Below are 22,682 nucleotides of genomic sequence, written 5' to 3' on the forward strand. Positions count from 1 at the left end.
TCCTTACCAACCCATTTCCTTATGACAAACTGGTACAAAACGGGTCGTACAGCTCAACCCTGGCGGAAGCTGGCTCTGGCCGCGCTGCTGGCCGTTGGTGGAGCTTCGGCCGCCCAGGCTCAGACTCTGAACTACAACCTGTTCGGGGCCCAGAACGTGGCTGGCACCTACACCGACCTGGCTGCCACCGGCACGGTGATTGCCACCGCCAACAACGACGACGCCAACTCGGCCGCCCAGCCTATTGGTTTCACCTTCAACTACAACGGGGCTGCCTTCACGGATTTCGTGCTGAACACCAACGGCTTTATCAAGCTGGGCACGGCTGCTCCTTCGGCGGCCAACCTGTATTACACTAGCCCCCAGGCAGCAACTGGTGGCCCCATCCTGAGCACCAACGCGGCCGACGTGAACCTGCTGCTGCCCTTCAACCATGACCTAGTGGATGGCACCTCGCCGGCAGAGTACCGTGTGGCTACAACCGGCACCGCCGGCAGCCGCGTGTGCACCATTCAGTGGAAAAACGTGAGCGACAAGCTCGTTGCCGCCGCTTCGGGCAAGCAGCACGCCAACATGCAGTTCCAGCTGAAGCTGTACGAAGGCACCAACAACATCGAATTTGTGTACGGCCCGACGACAGCTGGCCCCGGGCCGGATGCCTTCAAGTATGCCGCGGTAGGTATTAAGGGCTCGGGCTCTACGGCTACCCAGCTTATCACCGTTACCAAACCCTCCGTATCGGTGTGGTCGGCGGCCACCTTCCTGGCGGGCAACTACACCGGCAACGCCTTCAACTTCCGCGTTTCGGCCCTGCCCGACGCGGGTCGTACGCTGCGCTTCCGCCCGGCCGCTGCGCAGGACGCCGCCGTGCTGGCCGTGTACTCGCTGGGCAAGCTGCCGATTCCGGCCGGTGCTCCCCACACGATTCAGGCCGTGGTGCGCAACGTCGGCACCTCGGCGCTGGCCAACGTAAGCGTAACGGCTTCGGTAGCCGGCGCCAACACCTTCACCAGCAACAAGACGATTGCCTCGCTGGCCGTAGGTGCCTCGACGACGGTATCGTTTGACCCCTTCACCCCCACCAACACCGGCAACGAAACCATTACGGTAACGTCGGGCGCGGATGATGCCTCGGGCAACAACACAGCCACCTACCAGCAGGTAGTAAACGCCACGACCTACGCCGTAGCCGAAGCCGGCCCCAGCAGCGGCAGCGTAGGCTTCACCAACAACACCACCGGTGAAGCTGGTTCGGGCATTTTTGCCGTGAAATACAACACCAGCGTAGCCCGGACGGTAAGTGCCGTGACGGTTCGCCTGGAAGACACCCGATCAGTAGGCCGCACGGTGTACGGCGTGGTATGCGACGCGGCCGGCGCTATCCTGTCGCGCACGCCTGACTACGTAATTCTGGCCTCGGACATTGCCACCACCAAGACCTTCACCATGCCCGCTCCCGTAGCCGTGGCCGCTGGTTCGTTCTTCGCGGGCTTTGCTGAAGCGGTTTCGCCAGCCGGCACGGCTGGTTACTTTCCCCTGGGCCTGCAGACCGAGACGCCGACTCGCACCGGCACCTTCTACACGATGGCACTCACCGGCGGTTCTCCTGTCGATGCCTTCAACAGCGGCCTGGGCCGCTTCATGATTGAGGCAGTGACGGGTGCTGCTGCTACCTGCGTACCACCCACGGGTGTTACCGTAACCAGCACCAGCGCCGTATCGGCGACCGTAACCTTCGCTGGCCCCGCCAACGGCACGGGCTACAGCATCGTGTACGGCCCGGCGGGCTTCAACCCGGCTACCGGCGGCACGACCGTAACCACGGCTACTTCGCCCTACACCATCACGGGCCTGGCGGCTTCGACCTCCTACGACGTGTACATCCGCTCTAACTGCGGTGCTACCGAGCAGAGCGCCCTGGCTGGTCCGTTCTCGGTAAAAACCCAGTGCAGCGTAACCTCGGTAACGACCTTCCCCTACACCGAGAACTTCGACGGCGTGGCTACCGGCACGCTGCCCTGCGGCTATACCATTCTCGATGCTAACCTGGATGCCGTAACTTGGGAAAGCCTCTCGACGATTGGCACCACGCCAATCAGCTCGTCGGCTCCGAACGCCATGGTGTACCAGTACAACGAAGACGCCACTACGGCGGCCAACGACTGGTTCTTCACGACCCCGCTGCTGTTGCGCACCGGCAACCGTTACCAGCTCTCCTTCAAATACCGCGTTGGTATTGCCACGTTCCCCGAGCGTCTGGAAGTGAAATACGGCACGTCGGCTACGCCCGCCGGCCAGACCAACACGCTGTGGAACAACAACAACGTAACCAGCACGGTGTACGCCACGGCTAACGCCACCAGCACGATTCCCGTACTGCCCATCGAGCCTACTACGACGGGTAACTACTACATCGGCTTCCACGTGTACAGCCTGGCCGACCAGTTCCTGCTGGCCGTTGACGATCTGCAAATCACCGCTACGACCATCACCGGCACTTCGGCGGCGCTGGACTACGCCATCAACGTATTCCCGAACCCCTCGGCTGGTATCTTCAGCGTGGACATCAAGGGTGCTAACGCCAAAGGCGCTATGCAGCTGGAAGTAATGAACTCCCTGGGCCAGATCGTACACACGGCTTCGGTACGCGACAATCAGCTGAACAAGCTGGACCTGTCGTCGCTGGCAGCTGGCATGTACGTGCTGAAAGTGAAGTCGGGCAACGACTTCTCGGTACGCAACCTGTCGATCCAGAAGTAATTTCGGCGGGCAACCGCTTGTTGAAAAGGGCAGCCATGTGGCTGCCCTTTTTTTGTGGCAGAACATTGCCCCAAAGCTCTCCTTGCACCGGCAAGGTTCTGCCCCAGCAAACATCTGCTGCCCGGCGTAGCAGTTTCAGCGGCTGCAATGGAAGCTGCGGCTAAAGCATCAGGCCAGAGTGAGGTCTGTAGCATGCGGCACCCCAGTTGAACGCGCTGGATGCCGACGTGAAGGGGCCGCACGATGGGTGCTGACTGCTTATACACACAAAAAGCTCCGACTGCGCGCAGCCGGGGCTTTTCATTAGGATACTCTGGTAGTTACGCCGCCTGAGGTTTGGGCTGGCGTACTTTCACCGGAGCAGCCGAAGGAGTTTTGGCTTCGGCCACCCGCGCCTCGCGGCGGCGCTTCACCAGCGCCATACCGAAGCCGACGGCCATCAGCAGAGTACCGCTCCAGAGCAGGTTGATGAAGGGTTTTTCCATAGCCTTCAGGATAATGTAGTCCTTCTGGGTGGTGCTGACGCCGAACGTGAACTTCTCCTTGGTCGGGTCGACGTTGATGAACGTCAGGCGCAGGCCCAGGTCTTCTACTTCGTCGGAGACGCGGCCCACCTGGTTGTTGCGCACGACGAACATGGGGTGTACGTGGTACTGCTTTTTTTCACCAAACACCAGGAAGTCGCCCTGAATGGCCAGGTCGCCCTTGGTCAGGCCAAGACCGGCCGTTTCGTGGGCGGGCTCTACCCCGCGGAACACGGCGAAGTAGTCGTTCAGGTAAATCGTGTCGCCGACGGCCAGGGTGTGCTCTTTCACCTCGCTCCAGTCCTTTTCCTTACTGGGGTCGGGCACGGAGCTGATGTGGGAGTAGATGTCGTGGTCGAGGAAACGCTTGATATCGGGCGAAGCCAGCAGGCCACCCATTTCCTCGTTTACCTGCGCCCGGGGATACAGCGTAAAGCTGTTGCCCGATTCCTTTTCTTTGTAATCTACCTTGTAGTAGGTGTTTTCGGGCAGAATCTCAACCGTGTCGCCAGCCTTGTAGTACACCTTACCCTCCGCTTTGATGTCGGCGCGGGCCAGGGCCTTGTACTCGTCGTCGGTACGGAAGAGCAGCTCCTTGTTCACGTAGCCGGGCACGCCGGGCACGTCGTAGTACTGGCCGGTGTAGCTGATGTCGTAGCCACCCATCGGGGCCGACTCGTTGCGCCACAGCAGCACGTTGTCCCGGTTCAGGTCTTCGGGGAACTCCTTGGAGTAGACCATGCCCGACACGTTCTTGGAAATGATGTTGGAGTAGCCAGCCGAAGCCAGAATACCCAGCAGCATCAGGGAAATGCCGATGTGGGCAATGCCGCCGCCGGAGAGGGCCACCCGGCGCTTCAGCAAGGTCAGGACGACGCCCAGGTTGGCCAGTACCCCAAACAGGCCGGTCGTGAGCAGCACGATGTAGACCGGGCTCATCTGCAGCTTGTTGTAGCGCACCAGCAGAATTACCAGCGCCGCGCTGAGCAACGTGATGATGCCGGGCACGGCCAGGGAGTTGGTCAGCGTCTCCTTATCGTTTTTCTGCCACCACATGATCTGGGCCAGACCGGTCAGGAAAGCCACCAGCACGCCCATCCAGAGCTGGATTTTGGTGTAGTGCGCAATCTGGTCGGCGGGCAGGGCCAGGTTAGACTTGATGCCCAGGAAGCCCAGGAAAGCGTTGTACACCGGAATGCTGGTGGTAAACAACACCTGGAAGGCACCCAGGCACAGCACCGTGGCGCCCACGAAGACCCACAGCTCGGGGTTGTAGGTGGTTAGCTCCTTCTCAGAAACCGGAATCTGTTTCCAGCGGGCCACCAGCAGCCACACGGCCAGCACCACGAAAGCTAGCAGGTAAATCAGCAGCTGCCCCGAGAGGCCTAGGTCGGTGAAGGAGTGCACGGAGGCATTGCCCAGCACGCCGCTGCGGGTCAGGAAGGTAGCGTAGAGAATCAGCAGGAAGGAGGCAATAACCAGCACGAAGGACGTGCGCAGGGCCGTGCGGCTGCGCTGCCACAGCACCATACCGTGAATAGCGGCCACCAGCACCAGCCAGGGAATATACACCGCGTTTTCGACCGGGTCCCAGTTCCAGTAGCCGCCGAAGTTCAGGGTTTCGTAGGCCCAGTAGGCCCCCATCATCACGCCCACGCCCAGCACCAGGCCGCCGAGCAGGGCCCAGGGCAGGGAGGGTTTAATCCACTTGATTAGCTCCCCTTTCCAGAGGCCGGCAATGGCGAAGGCGAAGGGCACCAGCGTGAGGGCAAAGCCCAGGAACAGCGTGGGCGGGTGAATCACCATCCAGTAGTTCTGCAGCAGCGGGTTGAGGCCGGTACCATCCTTGGGCACGAAGTCGGGGTTCATCTTGAACACCGGCAAATCCACCAGGAAGTCGCGCAGCAGGATAAAGGGCGAGGAGCCCAGCTTCACGTCCAGAATAACCACGCCCAGAATCATGGACGTGAGGAAGAGCTGCACGAAGGCAAACACGGCCATAACCGGGGCCTCCCACCGGCGGTGGAAGCGCATAATGGCCAGGCCCAAGCACACGTGCCAGAAAATCCAGAGCAAGAAGCTGCCCTCCTGCCCTTCCCAGAAGCAGGAAATCATGTAGTACACCGGCAGGTGGTTGCTGGAGTGGCTCCAGGCGTAATAGTACTCGTACCGGTGGGTATAGATGATGGTAAACAGGCAGACGATGATGGACACCACCGCCACGCTGTGCACCAAGAACGAGGTGCGGCCCAGGCGCAGCCAGCCAGCATCGGCTTCCCCGAGCGGCTGGTTGCGGGCCGCCATAAAGTAGGAGTACGCCGCTACCGTGGCGGCCACAAATGCCACGATAACACTCAGGTGCCCCAGGTCGCCGATGAAGGTATTAAGCATGTCTTTTCTCTGAATTATGAATTCAGAATTATGAATTATGAATCAGGAATTGGCACCAGCGGTTGGCGCGGCCAATTCAGAATTCATAATTCATAATTCCTAATTAACTGAGGCGGTAGCCCCCTTGATGTCCTTCTCCACGTACTTGGAAGGACACTTCAGCAAAATCTTGTCGGCCACGAACACGTCGTTGCGCATGGCCCCGGTAATGACCACCTGCTCCGACTTGTCGAAGTCCTGGGGCTTGGGGTTGAAGTAAATCACGCGCTGGGCAATGCGGTTGGTATCGACCAGGGTGAAGGCGAAGTAGTTGGGGTCGAGCGTGGGGTTGTACTCCAGGCCCAGAATGTTCTTTTGCCCGTCGCGGGGCAGGCGGCCCACCACATGTACCTTGGTCAGGTTACCATCGGCGGCCCGCTCCCGCGCCTCGCGGAACGAGACGTACACGCTGGCGTCGCCCACGGTGCTCATGATGATGCCGATAGCAACGGCAATGACGGCAATGGCGAGAATATGAGATTTTTTCATGATGCTTCAACAGCGCCGGACCCGGTGGCCGGCTGTAGTGAACAACCAAAGGTCCCCGAAAAATCCGTCGGGGCGGAATTCATTTATCAGTTAACAAGTAACCATTCGCCCTTTTACCGGCAAATGATACTGGTCATATGATCAATCCTAGTTGTCTTTTAGCTCCCGCTCCAGCCGCCCTACTTTGCGGTCCAGGGAAATCAGGAAAGCCAGCAGACCCGCCAGCACCACGGTAATGACGGCCACTACCACGTAGATTTTACCGCTCTGGCGCAGGGTATCGGCCATTTCGGGCGAGTCGGCGGCTTGCTGCGCGGCGGCGTTCAGCACAGGCAGCAGCAGGGCCGCCAGCAGCAACAAGGCGGCGCGGAGCTTAGGCAAGCTGTTTTTCATATACTTTTTGTTTGAGCAAGGCAATGCGGCTGGCCACCTGGGCCAGCCAAAAGGCTAAGAGCGTCCAGCCGATAACGGCCGGGTAAAACACCAGGCGCATGTTGTCGTCGAGGTCGTACTTGGCGAAGGCCGGGTTGCCGCCCGCCCCGGGGTGCAGCGAATCGGTGAGGCGGGGCAGGATGTAGAACAGCGGCATGGCCGTGGCGAAGGCGAAGATGTTGTAGATGGCCGAAATGCGGGCCCGCTGCTGCTCGTCGGTGAAGGAGGAGCGCAGCACCAGGTAGGCACCGTAGATCAGCATGGCAATGGCCGCGCCGTTGAGCTTGGGGTCGTTGGTCCACCAGGTGCCCCAGGTGTACTTGGCCCAGATGCTACCGGTAGCCAACCCCACGCAGCCCATCAGAATACCGGTGCGGGCCGCCTCGTGGGAGCGAATGTCCAGCTCGGCCGAGGGGTTGCGCAGGTAGCGCACCGAGTACACCACCGAGGCAAACAGGATAAAGGTCATGCCGAACCACATCGGCACGTGGAAGTACAGGTTGCGGATGGTTTCGTTCAGAATGGCCAGCCGGGGCACCGGCACGAGCAGGCCCGCCACCGCCGTATACAGCAGCAGCACCACGGCCAGGGCTTTCCACCAGTTGTTTTTCATGAGAAGCAGGAAATAAGCCGCGCGGCACCCGGTGCAAGCACCCCGCCAGAGCATAACAGCCGAGCCCGGCCGTTTGTCACGGCCACGGCATATTGAATTAGCTGCGCCATAGGAAGGGAAAAAGCAGGTACGACACGGCGGTGACAATCAGGTTCAGGGCCACCAAGGTGAGCAACGAGCTGCGGCTGGCGTCGAATTCGAGCCCGTCCAGCGCGTTTTTCGACACCTTAATCAGCAGCAGCAGCATGGGCACCATCAGCGGGAAGCCCAGCACGGCCATCAGCGTGCTGCTGTTGGTGGCCTTGGCCGCAATGCCAGAGACGAGCGTGAGCGTGGAGGCAAACCCGACGGCGCCCAGCACCACGTTGGCCAGAAACAGCGGCAGGTTCTGCACGGGATTGCCCAGCACCACGGCATACAGCCCGAAGCCGGCCAACGCCAGCCCCAGCAGCAGCAGGGCGTTGTAGGCAATCTTGGCCAGAATCACGGCCTGGGGCTGCACCAGCGTGTAGTAGTACAGCAGCCGCCCCCGGCTTTCCTGCAAGAAGCCCTTGGCCACGGCATTGACGGCCGTAAAGAGCAGGATAATCCAGAACAGGGCATTCCAGGCCGGCACCGGCAGCTCGCCCCCGCGCAGGGCAAAGCTGAGGTAGCACACAAATACGGTGCTGCCCACGTAGAGCAGCATGCCGCTCAGGGCCGCGCGCTGCCGCCATTCCAGGCGGAAGTCCTTCTGAATCAAATACCAAATCTCGCGGAGGAGCAACACGGCAGAGCGGCTGGTGAACAGGGCCGCAAAGATACAACCCAACCTCCGGATAGGCCTCACCTAAGTCCATTATTCGCCTGCGCGCCGCTGGGCAGCTGACTTTAGCGGCCACAAAAAAGCCTTCCGCCGGGTAGCAGAAGGCTTTTTCGGGGAGTATCCGGGTTTACCGGGCCACGGCAAACTTCCCGGCCGAGGTAGTACTTTCCTGGGTCAGGCGGTAGGTGTAGAGGCCGGCGGCCAGGGCGCGGGTCGAAAAAGTCAGGCGGCCCTGCGCGGGTTTGGCCGCGTACGTAGCCACCACGCGGCCGGTCAGGTCGAACACGCGCAGCTCGGCTGGCGCCGCGGATGCGCCCAGCTCAAAGGTCACAAAGCTGGTGGCCGGGTTCGGGTACACGGCCGTGGTCAGGGCCTCCTGGGCGGGGCGGGCGGCCAGCACCGTGTTGCGGAACGGCAGGTAGTCGACCAGGCCCAGGGCGGCATTGTCGGGCTGGTGGTAGATGTGGCTTTCAATTTCGGTGACGAAGTTGGTGCCCCAGTCGTTGTTTTCGGCCTTGAAGCTCTCGGCGGTGTTGTTGTAGATGTCGTATATCTGCCCACCGTTGCCGTTGCCCGTCAGCAGGTTGCGGCCCACGTTGGTGGTATCCAGGCTGGTCAGGTCGCCGAAGCTCACGCGCGGGGCAGGCGTGGTGGCGTTGGAGCGCTGCAGGGTTACGCCGTAGAGGTTGCCCCGGATGATATTGCGCGACACCACGCCGGTCTGGGTTTGGGTGCCGTTGAAGTTCAGCCCGCTGCCGCCGGTTTGGGCGTTGGGGTTGATGTTGTTGTCCGAAACGATGTTCTGGGTAATGTAGCTGGTGATGTTGCCGCCCACGATGGCAATGCCGTAGCGGTTGTTGCGCACGATGTTGCGCCGAATCTGCACCTGACTCACGGCGCTGGTGCCCAGCAGGTTAGAAATGCTGATACCGCCGGCCATCAGGTAGCGGCCCACCACTAGGTTGCCCTGAATAATGATGGGCGTAGCGCCCCCGATGCCCAGATTAATCTGGGGCCAGTTGCCATTCTCGGTGCTGTTGGCTACCAGCACGTTGTTGCGGATAATGGGCGAGGTAGGCCGGTTCGACGGGCTCAGGATGCCGGAGCGCGCGTTGCCGTAGATGCGGCAGTTGGTGATGCGCGGAATCCCGCCCGAGAGGCTAATGGCCCCGCTGTTGGTGGCCTTGGTGCCAATGGCCGACACCTGGTAGCGCACCACGCAGCTGTCCATGACCAGGCTGGCGTCCACTACCTTGATGCCGCCGCCGTACTCCACCACCGTTTTGCGCAGCTCCGAGCCTTCACTGGTAGCCGAAAACCAGAAGCTGTGAAACGGCTTGGTAGGGTCCATGGCGGTGACTTTCACCGAGTCGCGGGGGTTGATGCGCAGCACGCCGTCCACGTAAAACAACGCCAGCGAAGCCATTTTGATGGTGGCGTTGCCGCGAATGTCGAGCGTGTCGCGGGCCGACAGCCGGATGGTGTCGTTGATTTGAAACGTACTGCCGTCCGCCGTTACGTAGCCGCCCGAGGCGGCCAGCAGCTGCGCCAGATTCCAGCGGACACCGGTGCCGGGCGTGCGGTACTGCGCCTGCGTGGGCAGCCAGCTACCCAGGCTCAAGGCGAGAAGAAGTAAGAGTTTTTTCATGTCGGGACAACGTAAAAGAACCGGCTCAGACTAGACAACCGGCAAGGAAGATAGGACTAAAGACAGGAAAAGAGCCAGCCGGTTGCCCGGCTGGCTCTTTTCCTGTCTTCCACGGAGGTGGAGGCAGCGGCAGGGCTCCTTAGAAGTCGTAGCCCAGCGTGAAGTAGAATTTGGGACCCTTCTGCACGTAGTCTTCCTGCCCCCAGGCCACGTCGGCCTTGCCGTAGAAGCCCAGCAGCGTGGTGCGCATACCAAAGCCGTAGCCGATCAGCAGGGGGTTGCGGAAGTTGACGACGGTGGCGGTGAAGGCATTGCCAAAGCCGCCCTTGAGACGCTTGTTGAAGGAGTTGTTTTCGTTGAACGGATTCGAGCCGGCGTACGCGGAGCCCGCGTCGGTAAAGGCCGTGAGCTGCAGGTTGCGGAAGAAGCCCGAGTAAATCGGCTTGCGCGACAGGTACTGGATGACGGGCACCCGCAGCTCCGAGTTGAACAGCACGTAGCGCGGCCCGTTGCGCTTGCTGTAATCAAAGCCGCGCAGGTTGGTTACAAACTGCTGGTAGAACACCTGCGTCGGGTCGCTGAAGGAAGTGGCGCCGGGCGTCAGGCCCGAATCTTCGTAGCGGGCATTCAGCCAGTTATCCATGCCGCCCAGGCGAAACGTCTGGGCCGCCGAGCCGAAGAAAGAGCCGAAGCTGGCGCGGTTGGCCCAGATAATCTGCCGGTGAATCTTCTGATAGTGGCGCAGGTCGATGTACACCTTGCCGAAGCTCTGCCCCCCGTCGTTGATGCCGTTGAGCTTGAGCACCCCGATTTTCATGCGGGTGCCTTCTATCATGTTGACGCCCGTGGAAATGGCGTTGTCGAACACCAGCTCCCCGCTGCCGCCAATGTAGTTGCGGTCCACGTCGTCCTCGGTGCTGAACTTGCTGATAACGGTCCGGTTCACGTTCACGAAGCGCGGGCCGCCCCGCACGCTCAGGTTGTGGGTGAGCGGGTAGGCAATGGTGGGCGCCACCTCGTGGCGGCCGTAGCGCAGGCGCTGGTTTTCCGCATCAAAGAAGTACGCCTGCTTCTGGTAGCTGATGCTCCAGTCGTAGCGCTTGCGCAGGTTGGTATACTCGGCGAAGATATTGCTGGTGCGCAGGTCGGTGAGGGCGAAAATACCGGCCCGGATGCGGTGATCCTCAAACAGGTCGGCCATGTTGGCCTGCCCGATCAGGCCCAGGCCCAGCAGCGGGTCGGCGTACAGCGACGACACCACGTTGTCGATGCTGAAGCGCTTGTCGTACTTCACGGGCCCCACCACGGCCAGGGCATCGGGGGGCGGGGCCGTGGGCAGGGCGGCCACGTCGGCGCGCTTGCGCCGGGGTGCCGGGGCAGGGCTGTCTTCCTCAAACTGGTAGTCACCAGTGTTGATCTGCCCGTCGTTTTTGCCGGGAGCCTTGGCCGGTACGGTAGTATCGGGCTGGGTATCGGCGGCTACGGACTTCGCCGGCTGCGGAGCGGGCCGCTGCGGGGCGCGCGAACGGTCTTCCAGGGTTTCCTGCCGGGCCGTTTTGTAGAGCGTCAGGTTTTCGGGCAGCGCGTACGTGGGATACAAGTACACGAAGTCGCGGGCCTTGTCGGAAGCCACGAAGCCCAGGGCCCCGGTGGTGGGGTTGTAGTCGAAGTTGGCCAGGTTGGGCTGAAAGCTGCTGACCGGCACGTACTGCCGGGTTTTCAGCGAGTAGCGGTAGATGCTGCGCACCCCACTTTCCTCGCCCAGAAACATGATTTCGTCGTCGGATATGGCCCGGGGCCGGCCTTCGTTCGAAATGGTGCTCACCAGGCTTTCCACCGGCTGGGCCCGGCCATCAAGGTGGTAGAGAAACAGGTCGTAGTTGTTGACGACGTTACCAAACGAGCCTTTTGCCGTCCCGGCCGAGTCGAGCCAGCGGTTGGAGCTGAACACGATGCCCGCGCCGCCCGGCAGAAACACGGGCTGCACGTCGTCGAACACGTCGTTGGTCAGCTTCTCGGGCGTGCGGCTGCCGGCGCGCAGCAGGTACAGGTCGTTCTGCCCGTTGCGCACCCCGCTAAACACCAGCGACTTGCCGTCGGGCGAATAGCTCAAATCGAGCACCTGGGAATAAGGCCGGAAGATGGTGGAGCCGGCGCTGCCGATAAACGGCAGGCCTTCCTTGAGGCGGGCAAACAGCCCCGAGGCGCCGCCGTCGGCCGGGCGCAGGCGCAGGCTCATGTTTCCCTTGGCCATTTCGGCCACGGCCACCTGCCCGTTGCCCCGCCAGGCCAAAGCCGGCAAGCGGGTTTCCACCTGCTGGTCGGGCGTTTTGTAGCCGCCCCGGTGAATCACGCGGCGGCCCGAGCCGTCCCGGTTCGTGACCAGCACCCGGTAGCGCCCCCGCTCGTTCGACACGTAGGCCAGCTGCTGCCCGTTGGGGCTGAGCACGGGCTGGGTGTAGAGCACGCCCTTGCGGTTGTTCTTGGCCAGCTGCCGCGCTTCCTCGGGCAGCACAAACGGCGTCTGGGGCTGGGCGTTTAGCTGGCGGTAATACGCAATCCAGTCTTTCAGGAACACCTTATAAGGCACGTTCAGCGAGCTGCTGATGCCCACTTCCACGTCGCGCGTGATGCGCGTCAGGTTCAGAATGTTCTGAATGGTGGTGTAGCCGTAGCGCTCGGCAATGTAGTTCCACATGCTCTGGCCGGCCAGCTCGGGGTTGCGCACGAAAAACGGCGCGGCCCTGTTCGACTCGACTTTGTGGGTCATGTCGCGCATGTAGTCGTCCATGTCTACGCTCCAGCCCTCGGCGGCGTAGGCCGAGGCCCCGGTCACAAACCAGTCGGGCAGCTGCAGCAGGTAGCTGCTCTGAATAACTTCCTTGAGCGAGCCGCCATACATCATGTCGTTGAGCAGCACCCGGGTAATCTGGTAGCTCAGGTCGCGCTTGAACGTAGTTTGCTGCCCCTGAAAGGCCAGCTGCACCTTGCTCATGCGCAGCAGCTCGGTTTCGCCGCCGGTCTGGTACTTGTCCGTGTCGAGGCCCACGTTGCTCTGCCGCAGGTCGCCGACGGAGTTGTAGAGCATCACGGTGGTTTTGGAATACGGGTAGTAGCCGATCAGCGAGGTGATGCGCTGCAGCTCCTTTTCGGCGTACTCGGCCGCCCGCCGGGCCGCTACTTCGCCGCCGGCGTAATAATAGATGTTGAAGTTCTGGGTGCTGAGCTGCTGCCAGTCGAAGTCCTTATACTGAATACGGACCCGCCCAAACGGCTCCTGCGCCGTCTGGGCCCGGGCGGCGTCAGCTGCCGACAGCACCACGGCTGCCGATAACGCCACGAGTAAGGATAAGTGCTTCATAGAGCAGGCGAAAAGCGAGAAATCAAGAAGAAAGGCCAGCCTCGGAAAGGCTAGCTACATATAACGCGGAATACCGCCGGATATTGACTTCGGGCCATAATTCCGTTGTGCCTTCCAGCACGTCGGCAAAATGGGCGGCCAGCCGCGGAGCAATCATCACCCCTTTGGAGCCGAAGCCATTGCATATACTCACAACCGGCCAGGCCGGATGCACGCCGACCAGCGGTTTTCGGTCTTGCACGGCCGGCCGGATTCCCATCCGCTGGCCCACCACCGAAAACGGCTGGTCCGTCATGCCCGCCAGCTTCTGACTAAGCTCCTGCCGGGCCTGCTCGGTAATCGAATCGGCAAACGGGGGCCGCCGGTACGTGGCACCCACCCGAAACCGCGCCTGCCCCAGCGGCACTACGTAGGCACCCTTGTTGAGCACCTGCGCTTCCGACAGGCCGGGGCACTCCACGTCGAGCACCTCGCCCTGGTTGGGCCGCAGCGGCAGCCAGTTAAAGTACGGATTTTGAGTGGCTGCGCTGCCTTCGCAGAAGATAATATGCTTGGCGCGCACTTCTCCCGCGTACACAACGCCGCTGGCATCGACAACAAGTTGATCCGGGGCAAAAGTTTCGCGCCGCAGCCAGCCATTTTGCAGGCCTTCTTCGGCCAGGGCGGCCAGCACCTCACGCAGGGCCACGTAGCCGCCGCGCCGGATGTTTACGCCCCCGAAATCCTGGCGCAAACTGGGCTGGGGCGCGGGCGCGAGGTCGATGCTTTCCACAAAATCCTGCCACGGATTGTCGGCGCTACGGGCCAGCAGGGCATTTTGCTCGGCCACCGACGAGAGCAGCTTCAGAATGGGCACCTCGAAAAAGAACCGCTGGCCGAAATGCGCCTCCAGGCCGCGGTAGAACGCACGGGCGGCCGTCATCAGCTCATCAGCCCGCCAGGTAAGGGCGAAGCGCTGCCCGGCCACGGGGTTCATCAGCCCGGCGGCCACGTTGGAAGCCGAGTCCGGCTTGTCGGCATCGAGCACCAGCACGGCGTTGCCGCGGCGGCGCAGTTCGTGGGCCATGGCGGCCCCCGCAATGCCGTGGCCGATAATCAGGTAATCGTAAGCACTCATAGCCGGCAAGGTAAGATGAAAACCAGAGTAGCGGCGCCGGAAGGGCCGCGGCTGTGCATGTTCGCGGTAAGACTCGTAACTTACCTCCCCAATCCTTCCGCTCCGGCGGCAGATTTATCCTGTAAGCTTTATGACCGTCTCTGGTTTTACCTTCAACGCTTTTTCCGAAAATACTTACCTGCTGCACGATGCCACGGGCCAGTGCGTGGTCGTCGACCCGGGCTGCTACGACAAGGCCGAGCAGCAGGCCCTGCGCGCCTTCATCGAAGCCCAGGGCCTGCGGGTGGTGCTGCTGCTGAACACGCACTGCCACATCGACCACGTGTTCGGCAATAAGTTTATTCTGGACACCTACGACGTACCGTTCCTGATTCACGAGGCCGACCTGGCCACGCTGCGGGCCGTGCCGACGTACGCGCCCAGCTACGGCTTTGCCCAGTACAGCCCCGCCGAGCCCACCGGCTTCCTGACGCCCGGTACGCCCGTCACGTTTGGCACCACTGAGCTGGAAGTGCGCTTTGCCCCCGGCCACGCGCCCGGCCACGTCGTGTTCTACCACGCCCCTACCGCAACGGTTATCGGCGGCGACGTGCTGTTTCAGGGCAGCATCGGGCGCACCGACTTGCCCGGCGGCGACTACAACACCCTCATCGACAGTATCCGCACCCAGCTCCTGACGCTGCCCGATACCGTCACGGTATACCCCGGCCACGGCCCGGCTACCACCATTGGCGCTGAGCGACAGTCCAATCCGTTTTTGCGCTAAGTTCGTTTGTCCTTTTCCCCTGCATGAAGAACCACCTTCCCAACGCCGTTACCTGTCTGAATCTGTTTGCCGGGTGCCTGGCCCTGTGCAACATCTTTGCCGGCCACCTCGAAACGGCCGCCTACCTGGTGGGCCTGGCCGCCGCCTTCGACTTTGCCGACGGCCTGCTGGCCCGCGCCCTGCACGCCTCCTCCCCCATCGGTAAAGACCTCGACTCCCTGGCCGACATGGTGTCGTTTGGCGTGGTGCCCGGGGCCATCCTGTTTCACCTGCTCCAGCGCGGCGGCGGCCTGCCCGAGTGGCTGCCCTACGCCGGCTTCATTGTGACGGTATTTTCGGCCTTGCGGCTGGCCAAGTTCAACAACGACACCCGGCAGAATACCTCCTTCATCGGCCTGCCGACTCCGGCCTGCACGCTGGTCGTGGCTTCCCTACCGCTCATTCTGGCCCACGACACGTTCGGCCTCACCGACCTGATTCTGAATCCCTGGGTGCTGCTGGGGCTCACCGCGCTGCTCTCGGGCCTGCTGGTGGCCGAAATTCCCTTGTTTGCGCTCAAGTTCAAGAACCTGACCTGGCAGGATAACTCCCTGCGGTTCATTTTTCTGCTGCTGGCCGTGGCTTTGCTGGTGGGGTTGGGCGCTACGGCTATTCCGCTCATTGTGCTGCTCTACGTGGGCCTGTCGGTGGTGCGGCCGGCATACGGCTGATATTTTGGATGGAAGGCTTACAATATTTAGATCTTTTGGTAGTTAAGTAGCCAGCGTGGGCGTGAACCGCTTTTGTACTGAGCGTGTTGCAGGCTCATCTTCCCTCCTATCTACCTATTGCCCTGGTCAAACTTCTATGCGCTACTTTACTTTCCTGGTTGTTTTATGGGGGCTGACCCTGGGCGTAGCCGCGCCGGGCAAGGCGCAGGGCACCGAACAGGTAGTACGCGCCCGGCTGGTGTGGAAGGACTACGTGCAGGCCTCCAACAAAATCGGTCAGCTACGGCGGGTGCCTACTTTCGGCGGGGCCGTCTTTCGGAACGGCGAGCAGAACCCTAACTATCAGCTGCGCCTGCCGGGCGAAGTAAGCCAGGGCACGGTGCGCAACGCCGTCTACGAGCCCTTCTCCGCCGCCGACGCCCGCCTGTTTGACGCCACCAGCCTACCCGCTTCCGCCGACGCCAGCCTGACCACGGGTGTTGAAAAGCGCCAGCCGGTTACGTTTGCGCTGGTGCAAGCCGTGCGGCGCAGCCCTGTTTCGGGGCAGGCCGAAAAGCTGGTTTCCTTTGAGTACGCCTATTCCCTGAGCACCACCCAAAGCCGGCCCGCCCGCCGCTCCAGCCGCAAGTATGCCTCTTCCTCCGTCCTGAGCCAGGGCGAGTGGTATAGGATGGGCGTAGCGGCCAGCGGCCTATATAAGCTGGATAAGAAAGCGTTGGAGGCACTGGGCATCGACATGACCGGCCGCGACCCGCGCCGCCTCAAAATCTATGGCAATGCCATGGGGACCCTGCCCCAGGCCAACAGCGCCTACCGCCCCGACGACCTGGCCGAAAACGCCATTTTCGTGGCCGGCGAAAACGACAGCAAATTCGACGACGGCGACTACGTGCTTTTCTACGCCCGGGGGCCGCACACCTGGGAGCTGGAACCCGGCACGACCAAGCCCCGCTTCCGGCACAACCTGAACGTATACACCGATACGGCTTATTATTTCGTCACGGTGGGTGCTACGCCCGGGCTGCGGGTCGGTGCCCCCCGCACCGTAGCCGGTACGCCCACGGCTACGGTTTCCGAGTTTCTGGAGCGCACCTTCCACGAGCAGGAGCTGATTAACATCGCCAAATCGGGGCGGCAGTGGCTGGGGGAAGGATTCACGAACAACACCACCTCCCGCGACATTACCCTAACCGTGCCCGATATGGTGCCCGGCGGCACCCTGCAGCTCACGTCGCAGGTGGTAGGCGCTTCCATCTACGGCACCAGCACCCGCTTCCAGCTGAGCCTCAACGGCACGGCGCTGGGCACGGGGCAGACCGTAAGGGGCTACAGCAATACGCCGGAGTGGTATCCGGAAGTGGCCAACTCCGACCTCCAGACTTTTACGTACCCAATTCCCGCCTCGCCTTCGGCGGAGGTGCGCGTCCGCCTTTCCTTCGCCAGCTCCGCCGACCCTTCGGGCCAGGGCTACCTGGATTACCTGGAAGTGAATGCGCCCCGGCGCCTGCGCATGAACGGGGGGAATATGCTCCAGTTTAACTCTGTGCCGGGCGCGGCCCTCAGCGAGTTTCTGCTCGGCGCGCCGGCCGGCACCCAGGTCTGGGAAGTAACGAACCCGCGCCACCCCCGCCCCCTGGCTCTCAACAGCAGCGGCAACTTCGTGGCCCCTACTGACAGCGTTCGGGAGTTTGTGGCTTTCACCGGAAGCAGCTTTGAGGTACCCCCGCGCTTGTTTAGCCGCCGCCTGGCCAACCAGAACCTGCACGCCCGCCTCAACCTGGATGGCAACTTGGATCTGGTTATCGTCACCTACCCGCCCTTCAAAGCTGAAGCCGACCGGCTGGCCGCCTACCGCCGCACCCACGACAAGCTGAAAGTTGAGGTAGTAACGACAACGGAGGTATACAACGAATTCAGCTCGGGTGGGCAGGATGTCACGGCTATCCGCGACATGATGAAAATGGTGTATGACCGCAACACAAGCGGTAAGCTCAACTACCTGCTGCTGTTCGGCGATGCTTCTTACGATTACAAATCGGACCCAACCAACGACCTCAAATTAGTCCCTGATTGGTGGCTCAATCGCTCCCCCCAGAACGCGGACAAGATTGCGCAGAACTTTGTGCCGACCTACGAGTCGCGCGAGTCGTTCGCCCTTACCTACGAGCGGGGAAGCTCCTCCCCGGCCGGCAAGGGCGTTACGTTCTGCTCCGACGACTACTTCGGGCTGCTGGACGATAACGAAGGCGAATGGGACGAAAGCCGCAGCAATGAACTCATTGACATTGCTATTGGCCGTTTGCCTATTCGCACGCCCCGCGACCAGCCCCGCTCGACGGCGCAGGCCGCCCTGGTCGTTGACAAGCTGATCCGCTACGACGCCCCGATAAGCTACGGCAAATGGCGCAACCGTATCACCTTCGTGGCCGATGACGGCAACGGCTCGATTCACATCAGTGAGACGGCCAACCCACAGTCCGACACGATTTCGGCCCGTTTCCCCGAGTACAACGTCCACAAAGTTTACCTCGACCTGTACCAGCAGACCATTGCCTCCGGGGGCCAACGCTCCCCGGACTGCAACAAGGCCCTCGACGAATCTATCGAGCAAGGCTCGCTGATTGTGAATTACAGCGGCCACGGCGGCCCCAAAGGCTGGGCCGACGAGCAGATTCTTACCAAGCAGTCGGTACTGAACCTGCGCAACCGCAACCGGCTGACCTTCATGGTCACGGGCACCTGCGACTTCAGCACCTACGACAACCCGGAGGAAGACTCGGGCGGCGAACTGGTGCTCACCGACATCGAAGGCGGCGCGGCCGGTCTGCTGACGACTACTCGCCTGGCTTTCGCGCACTTAAGTGCCATGCTGACGCGGAATTTTTACGACGTAGTTTTTGCCCCATTCAACGGGCACCTGCCCCGGCTGGGTGAAGCAGTAACCTACGCGAAGAATAACAGCGTCAGCGCCAGCGCCAACCGCAACTTCGTGCTGCTCGGCGACCCAACGGCGCACTTGTCTTACCCGGAACAGGAGGCAGTCCTTGATTCCATCAACGGCAAGTTTATCACCGCTGCTGCTACCGACACCTTGCAGGCGCTGGCCACCATCAGGCTTTCCGGCCTGGTGAAGTCGGGCGCCACCATCAACAAGGATTTTTCGGGGCAGGCTCACGTGACGGTGTACGAAAAGCCGACGGTGGTTTACACCCTGAAAAACGAGTTCGATGACATCGTGCTACCCGTTACCATCCAGGAAAACATCATCTACGACGGGCAGGCTACCGTGCGCAACGGCCGGTTCCACTTGAGCTTCGTAGTCCCCAAGGATATCAACTACAACGTGGGTCTGGGCAAAATCCAGCTGTACGCCAAAGACTCGGTGCGGGCAATGGATGCCCACGGCTACCGCAAAAACCTGGTGGGTGGGGCCGCCAAAAACACCTCCCTGGATACGATTCCGCCCTTGGTGCGCCTGTTCATGGACCGGGAATCCTTCGTGTTCGGGGGCGTCACGGGTACTACCACCACCCTGCTGGCCCACCTCTCCGACGACAACGGCATCAACACCGCCGGCTCGGGCATCGGCCACGAAATCACGGCGACGCTCGACAATGACCCCACCAAGCTGACGGTGCTCAACGATTTTTACTCCGCCGACGTGGACAGCTACCGGTCGGGCAAGGTAAAATACCTGTTCAAGGACTTGGCTACCGGCCCGCACGTGCTGCGGCTCAAGGCCTGGGACACGTTCAACAACTCAACCCAGCAGGACATTGAGTTCATTGCCGCCAACACGGAAAAACTGGCGCTGGAACACGTGTTGAACTATCCTAACCCATTCTCCACTACCACCACTTTCCAGTTCGACCACAACCGCACGACCGACGACCTCGATGTGCAGGTGCAGATTTTCACCGTTTCCGGCCGCCTGGTTCGCACGTTGCGCACTACCGTGCTGGGTAGCGGTCCGCACGTGGGGCCCAACCAAACCGGTTTGATCTGGAATGGCCGCGACGAGTACGAAGACCAACTTGCCCGGGGCGTTTACGTCTACCGGATCAGCGTCCGCTCCCAGCGCGACAATGCCACGGCCTCGAAGTTCGAGAAATTGGTTATTCTTAACTAAGCCCCCGCTTCCTCCGCATTTTTGTTTCCTTTTCGCTCTTCTTCGCTCCTTTTTATGACATTGTTGAAGCTGCCTCTGCGCTTAGCGCTCCTGCCCGGCTTGCTGGGTATTGCTGCCGCCGCTCAGGCTCAGAGTAACCCCAACACCATCACCACGGCCGTACCTATTCTCACACTCAGCCCCGATGCACGCTCGGCCGCCTTGGGAGAAGCAGGAGTAGCCATTTCGCCGGACGCCAACTCTACCTACCACAACGCGGGTAAGCTGGGTTTCCTGACCAGCAAATACGGCGCTTCCCCTTCGTACTCGCCCTGGTTGCGCAACGTAACCGACGACATGGGGCTGGCCTACCTGTCGGGCTTCTCCAAAATCGGCCAACGCTCGGCTATTGCCGCTTCGCTGATGTATTTCGACCTGGGCAAGATTGAGTACCGCGACATCAACAACCGCCCCGGCCCCACGGTAAACCCCAAGGAATATGCGGTTGGCATTTCCTACGGACAGAAACTGACCGACAACTTCGGGGTGGGTATCACAGCTCGTTACATTCGCTCCAACCTCACCGGTGGGGAAAGTGGTAACAGGCCGGGCAACGCCGCCGCTGTCGACTTGGGCGCCTACTACACCAAGGACCTCTCCATCGGCCCCGGCGACTACAACCTGGCGCTTGGTGCCACCATCTCCAACATTGGCAACAAGATGACTTATACCAACGCGTTGCAGGCCGATTTTCTGCCTACTACGTTCAAGTTGGGCACGGCCATCACGCGCGAGTTGGACGCCTACAATAAAATCACCTTCACCATTGATGGTAGCAAGCTGCTGGTTCCCACTCCTTATTATATGGAGGGCGACACCACCGGCTTCGGCAAAACCATCAAAGCCAAGAATGCCGATATTCGCGCCAAAGGCGTCGTTAGTGGTATCGTGGGTTCCTTCACCGATGCCCCAGGTGGCTTCAGCGAGGAGCTCAAGGAAATTAATATTTCCGCCGGTCTCGAATATTGGTACAACGACCTGCTGGCTGCCCGCGTAGGCTATTTCTACGAAAATCCGGTCAAGGGCGACCGTCAATACCTCAGCTTCGGTATCGGCGTGCGCTACCAAGTGTTCGGAGTTGATGGCACCTATTTGGTTCCCAACTCGCGGGCCAACCCGTTAGCCCAAACTATTCGCGTATCCTTGCACTTTAACTTCAATAAGTCTGAGGACGCTTTCGGACCCGGCGACGGTTCCACTCCTGTCAATTAATCTGCTTTCATGCTCGACCGTCAAGTCGCTCCTTCCATTCAGCCGCTGGCTAGCGTAACGCTACCAGCGGCTGACGTGTTTTCGCTCCCCAACGGCGCCCGTTTACACGTCATTCAAAACACTACCCAACCCGTCATCCGCCTGCAGCTGGTCTTTCCCGCAGGCAAGTGGTATGAAACGCAGTCGGGTGTTTCCCTGCTCACAGCGCGTATGCTACTCGAGGGCACCAGCACGCGTACGGCCCGCCAAATAGCCGATGAGGTGGCCTTCTATGGAGCTTCCCTCGAATGCGAGCAAGGCTTCGACCAAGCCACTCTAACCCTGTACTGCCTCGCCCGCTACCTCGACAAGCTTCTGCCCCTGGTAGCGGATGTCGTCACCAATCCGACCTTTCCGGACACGGAATTGGCCCAACTGAAAGCCCGCACTATTCAGAACGTCCGGGTCGAGCGGCAAAAAACGAGCTACCTGGCCTCCGAACGCTTCTCGGCTGCACTTTACGGTGCCCATTATCCTTACGGCCGCATGTTCGACGAACAGGAAGTGGAATCAGTTACTGCCGTTGCTATCCAAGCTTTTCACCGTGCTACCTACCGCCTGCCCGCAGCTGAGCTTTTCCTCTGCGGCGACGTAAGTCCAGCTCAGATTCAACTCATTGAGCAGACTTTAGGTCACCCCGACACATTGCCCACATCTGATACGATAGTGCATGCTTCGGCAATTGCACTACCGCAGCCAACCAAGGACTACACCCAGGTGCCTGAGGCCATGCAATCCTCCTTGCGTATCGGGCGCACTTGGCCCAACCTAAACCACCCTGATGCGCATAAGCTACAAGTTTTAGTCAAAGTGCTGGGCGGCTATTTCGGATCCCGATTAATGAAGAATATTCGTGAGGATAAAGGCTTCACCTATGGCATTTATGCTAGTATAGGGTCACGTGAACACGCCAATAATTTTGTAATCGGTACAGATGTAAACGCGGCTTCCACCACTGTAGCAGTTCAGGAGATTTACAAGGAGTTGTTAATCCTACAAAATGAAATCATCCCGGCAGAAGAGCTTCAAACGGTGAAAAACTACATGACGGGTAAATTTGCGAATGAACTAAGCACCGTGTTCGAGCAGTGCGACAAATACAAGAACATAGTTCTGCTGCACTTACCGGCCACATACTATGCTGACTTCATAGAGCAAATCAACCAGGTATCGAGCCAAGACTTACAACAGTTGGCTCAAAACTACCTTTCCCCAGAAGCTATGACCGAAGTAATAGCTGGTCCATAAATGAATTATCTAACATAGAGAATACTAAAGAGCCTCTTGTTCGCATAATAAGAGGCTCTTTAGTATTCTCTATGTTAGATATGATAGGAATTAGGAGTACCATACTACCCAGCTTTTGTAGAAGATCTTAATTAGCCTATGATACTCATATCATGGCTGCTAATCTAACGCCTCTGTAGCCAAAACGTCGGTATGAGGCGCCAGCCGGATCCGGGTGGCTGGGGAGGGTTGGGTGTAAAACGCGACTGCCCCCCGCAGCACGAAGTCGCGGGGGGCAGAGCTGGAAAAGGTTGGCGGCGACCGACTCTCCCGCCGGTGAAGGCAGTACCATAGGCGCTACGGGGCTTAACTGCTCTGTTC

Annotated in this window: 14 protein-coding genes; 6 read left to right on the forward strand and 8 right to left on the reverse strand. The window is 60.5% G+C overall.

The window, feature by feature from the left end; all coding sequences use genetic code 11:
• Positions 1 to 21 precede the first annotated feature (21 nt).
• Positions 22 to 2,760: a T9SS type A sorting domain-containing protein gene (locus E5K00_RS12840; RefSeq protein WP_135463612.1), complete on the forward strand. Its 2,739-nt coding sequence runs from the start codon at positions 22 to 24 to the stop codon at positions 2,758 to 2,760.
• Positions 2,761 to 3,080: 320 nt separating this feature from the next.
• Here the strand turns inward: E5K00_RS12840 and ccsA are convergent, their stop codons facing one another.
• The 8 genes from ccsA to E5K00_RS12880 all read right to left on the reverse strand — a co-directional run bounded on the left by ccsA (position 3,081) and on the right by E5K00_RS12880 (position 14,179).
• Entirely contained in the window at positions 3,081 to 5,675 is a 2,595-nt protein-coding gene (gene ccsA / locus E5K00_RS12845; protein ID WP_135463613.1) for a cytochrome c biogenesis protein CcsA, read from the reverse strand.
• A gap of 99 nt (positions 5,676 to 5,774) precedes the next feature.
• A complete protein-coding gene (locus E5K00_RS12850) occupies positions 5,775 to 6,203 on the reverse strand; it encodes a cytochrome c maturation protein CcmE domain-containing protein (protein WP_100339178.1) in 429 nt (142 codons plus the stop codon).
• A 147-nt stretch (positions 6,204 to 6,350) separates the two neighbouring features.
• Positions 6,351 to 6,596: a CcmD family protein gene (locus E5K00_RS12855; RefSeq protein ID WP_210114301.1), complete on the reverse strand. Its 246-nt coding sequence runs from the start codon at positions 6,594 to 6,596 to the stop codon at positions 6,351 to 6,353.
• Positions 6,577 to 7,248 carry a cytochrome c biogenesis protein gene (locus E5K00_RS12860; RefSeq protein ID WP_135463614.1) on the reverse strand — a complete coding sequence of 224 codons (672 nt, stop codon included), beginning with the start codon at positions 7,246 to 7,248 and terminating at the stop codon, positions 6,577 to 6,579. The genes E5K00_RS12855 and E5K00_RS12860 overlap by 20 nt, the downstream gene beginning before the upstream one ends.
• Before the next feature lie 97 nt (positions 7,249 to 7,345).
• On the reverse strand, positions 7,346 to 8,014 hold the full coding sequence (locus E5K00_RS12865; protein ID WP_262710090.1) for a heme exporter protein CcmB: 669 nt from the start codon (positions 8,012 to 8,014) through the stop codon (positions 7,346 to 7,348).
• A gap of 166 nt (positions 8,015 to 8,180) precedes the next feature.
• Positions 8,181 to 9,701, reverse strand: a complete 1,521-nt coding sequence (locus tag E5K00_RS12870; protein WP_135463615.1) for a T9SS type A sorting domain-containing protein — start codon at positions 9,699 to 9,701, stop codon at positions 8,181 to 8,183.
• A 139-nt stretch (positions 9,702 to 9,840) separates the two neighbouring features.
• On the reverse strand, positions 9,841 to 13,062 hold the full coding sequence (locus tag E5K00_RS12875; protein WP_135463616.1) for a PD40 domain-containing protein: 3,222 nt from the start codon (positions 13,060 to 13,062) through the stop codon (positions 9,841 to 9,843).
• A gap of 22 nt (positions 13,063 to 13,084) precedes the next feature.
• Entirely contained in the window at positions 13,085 to 14,179 is a 1,095-nt protein-coding gene (locus tag E5K00_RS12880; RefSeq protein ID WP_135463617.1) for an NAD(P)/FAD-dependent oxidoreductase, read from the reverse strand.
• Positions 14,180 to 14,309: 130 nt separating this feature from the next.
• Between E5K00_RS12880 and E5K00_RS12885 the strand changes: the two genes are divergently transcribed.
• The 5 genes from E5K00_RS12885 to E5K00_RS12905 all read left to right on the forward strand — a co-directional run bounded on the left by E5K00_RS12885 (position 14,310) and on the right by E5K00_RS12905 (position 22,322).
• Positions 14,310 to 14,945, forward strand: coding sequence for an MBL fold metallo-hydrolase (locus tag E5K00_RS12885; protein WP_135463618.1), 636 nt, complete (start codon positions 14,310 to 14,312; stop codon positions 14,943 to 14,945).
• A gap of 23 nt (positions 14,946 to 14,968) precedes the next feature.
• Positions 14,969 to 15,655, forward strand: a complete 687-nt coding sequence (locus E5K00_RS12890) for a CDP-alcohol phosphatidyltransferase family protein (RefSeq protein ID WP_135463619.1) — start codon at positions 14,969 to 14,971, stop codon at positions 15,653 to 15,655.
• 136 nt (positions 15,656 to 15,791) lie between these two features.
• Entirely contained in the window at positions 15,792 to 19,784 is a 3,993-nt protein-coding gene (gene porU, locus E5K00_RS12895; RefSeq protein WP_135463620.1) for a type IX secretion system sortase PorU, read from the forward strand.
• A 54-nt stretch (positions 19,785 to 19,838) separates the two neighbouring features.
• Complete coding sequence (gene porV, locus E5K00_RS12900) at positions 19,839 to 21,035, forward strand: type IX secretion system outer membrane channel protein PorV (RefSeq protein ID WP_135463621.1); 1,197 nt, start codon at positions 19,839 to 19,841, stop codon at positions 21,033 to 21,035.
• 9 nt (positions 21,036 to 21,044) lie between these two features.
• The gene (locus tag E5K00_RS12905) at positions 21,045 to 22,322 is read left to right on the forward strand and encodes a M16 family metallopeptidase (RefSeq protein WP_135463622.1); all 1,278 of its coding nucleotides are present in this window, start codon (positions 21,045 to 21,047) and stop codon (positions 22,320 to 22,322) included.
• Positions 22,323 to 22,682 lie beyond the last annotated feature (360 nt).

This window comes from Hymenobacter aquaticus (assembly GCF_004765605.1).
GTDB classification, from domain to species: domain Bacteria; phylum Bacteroidota; class Bacteroidia; order Cytophagales; family Hymenobacteraceae; genus Hymenobacter; species Hymenobacter aquaticus.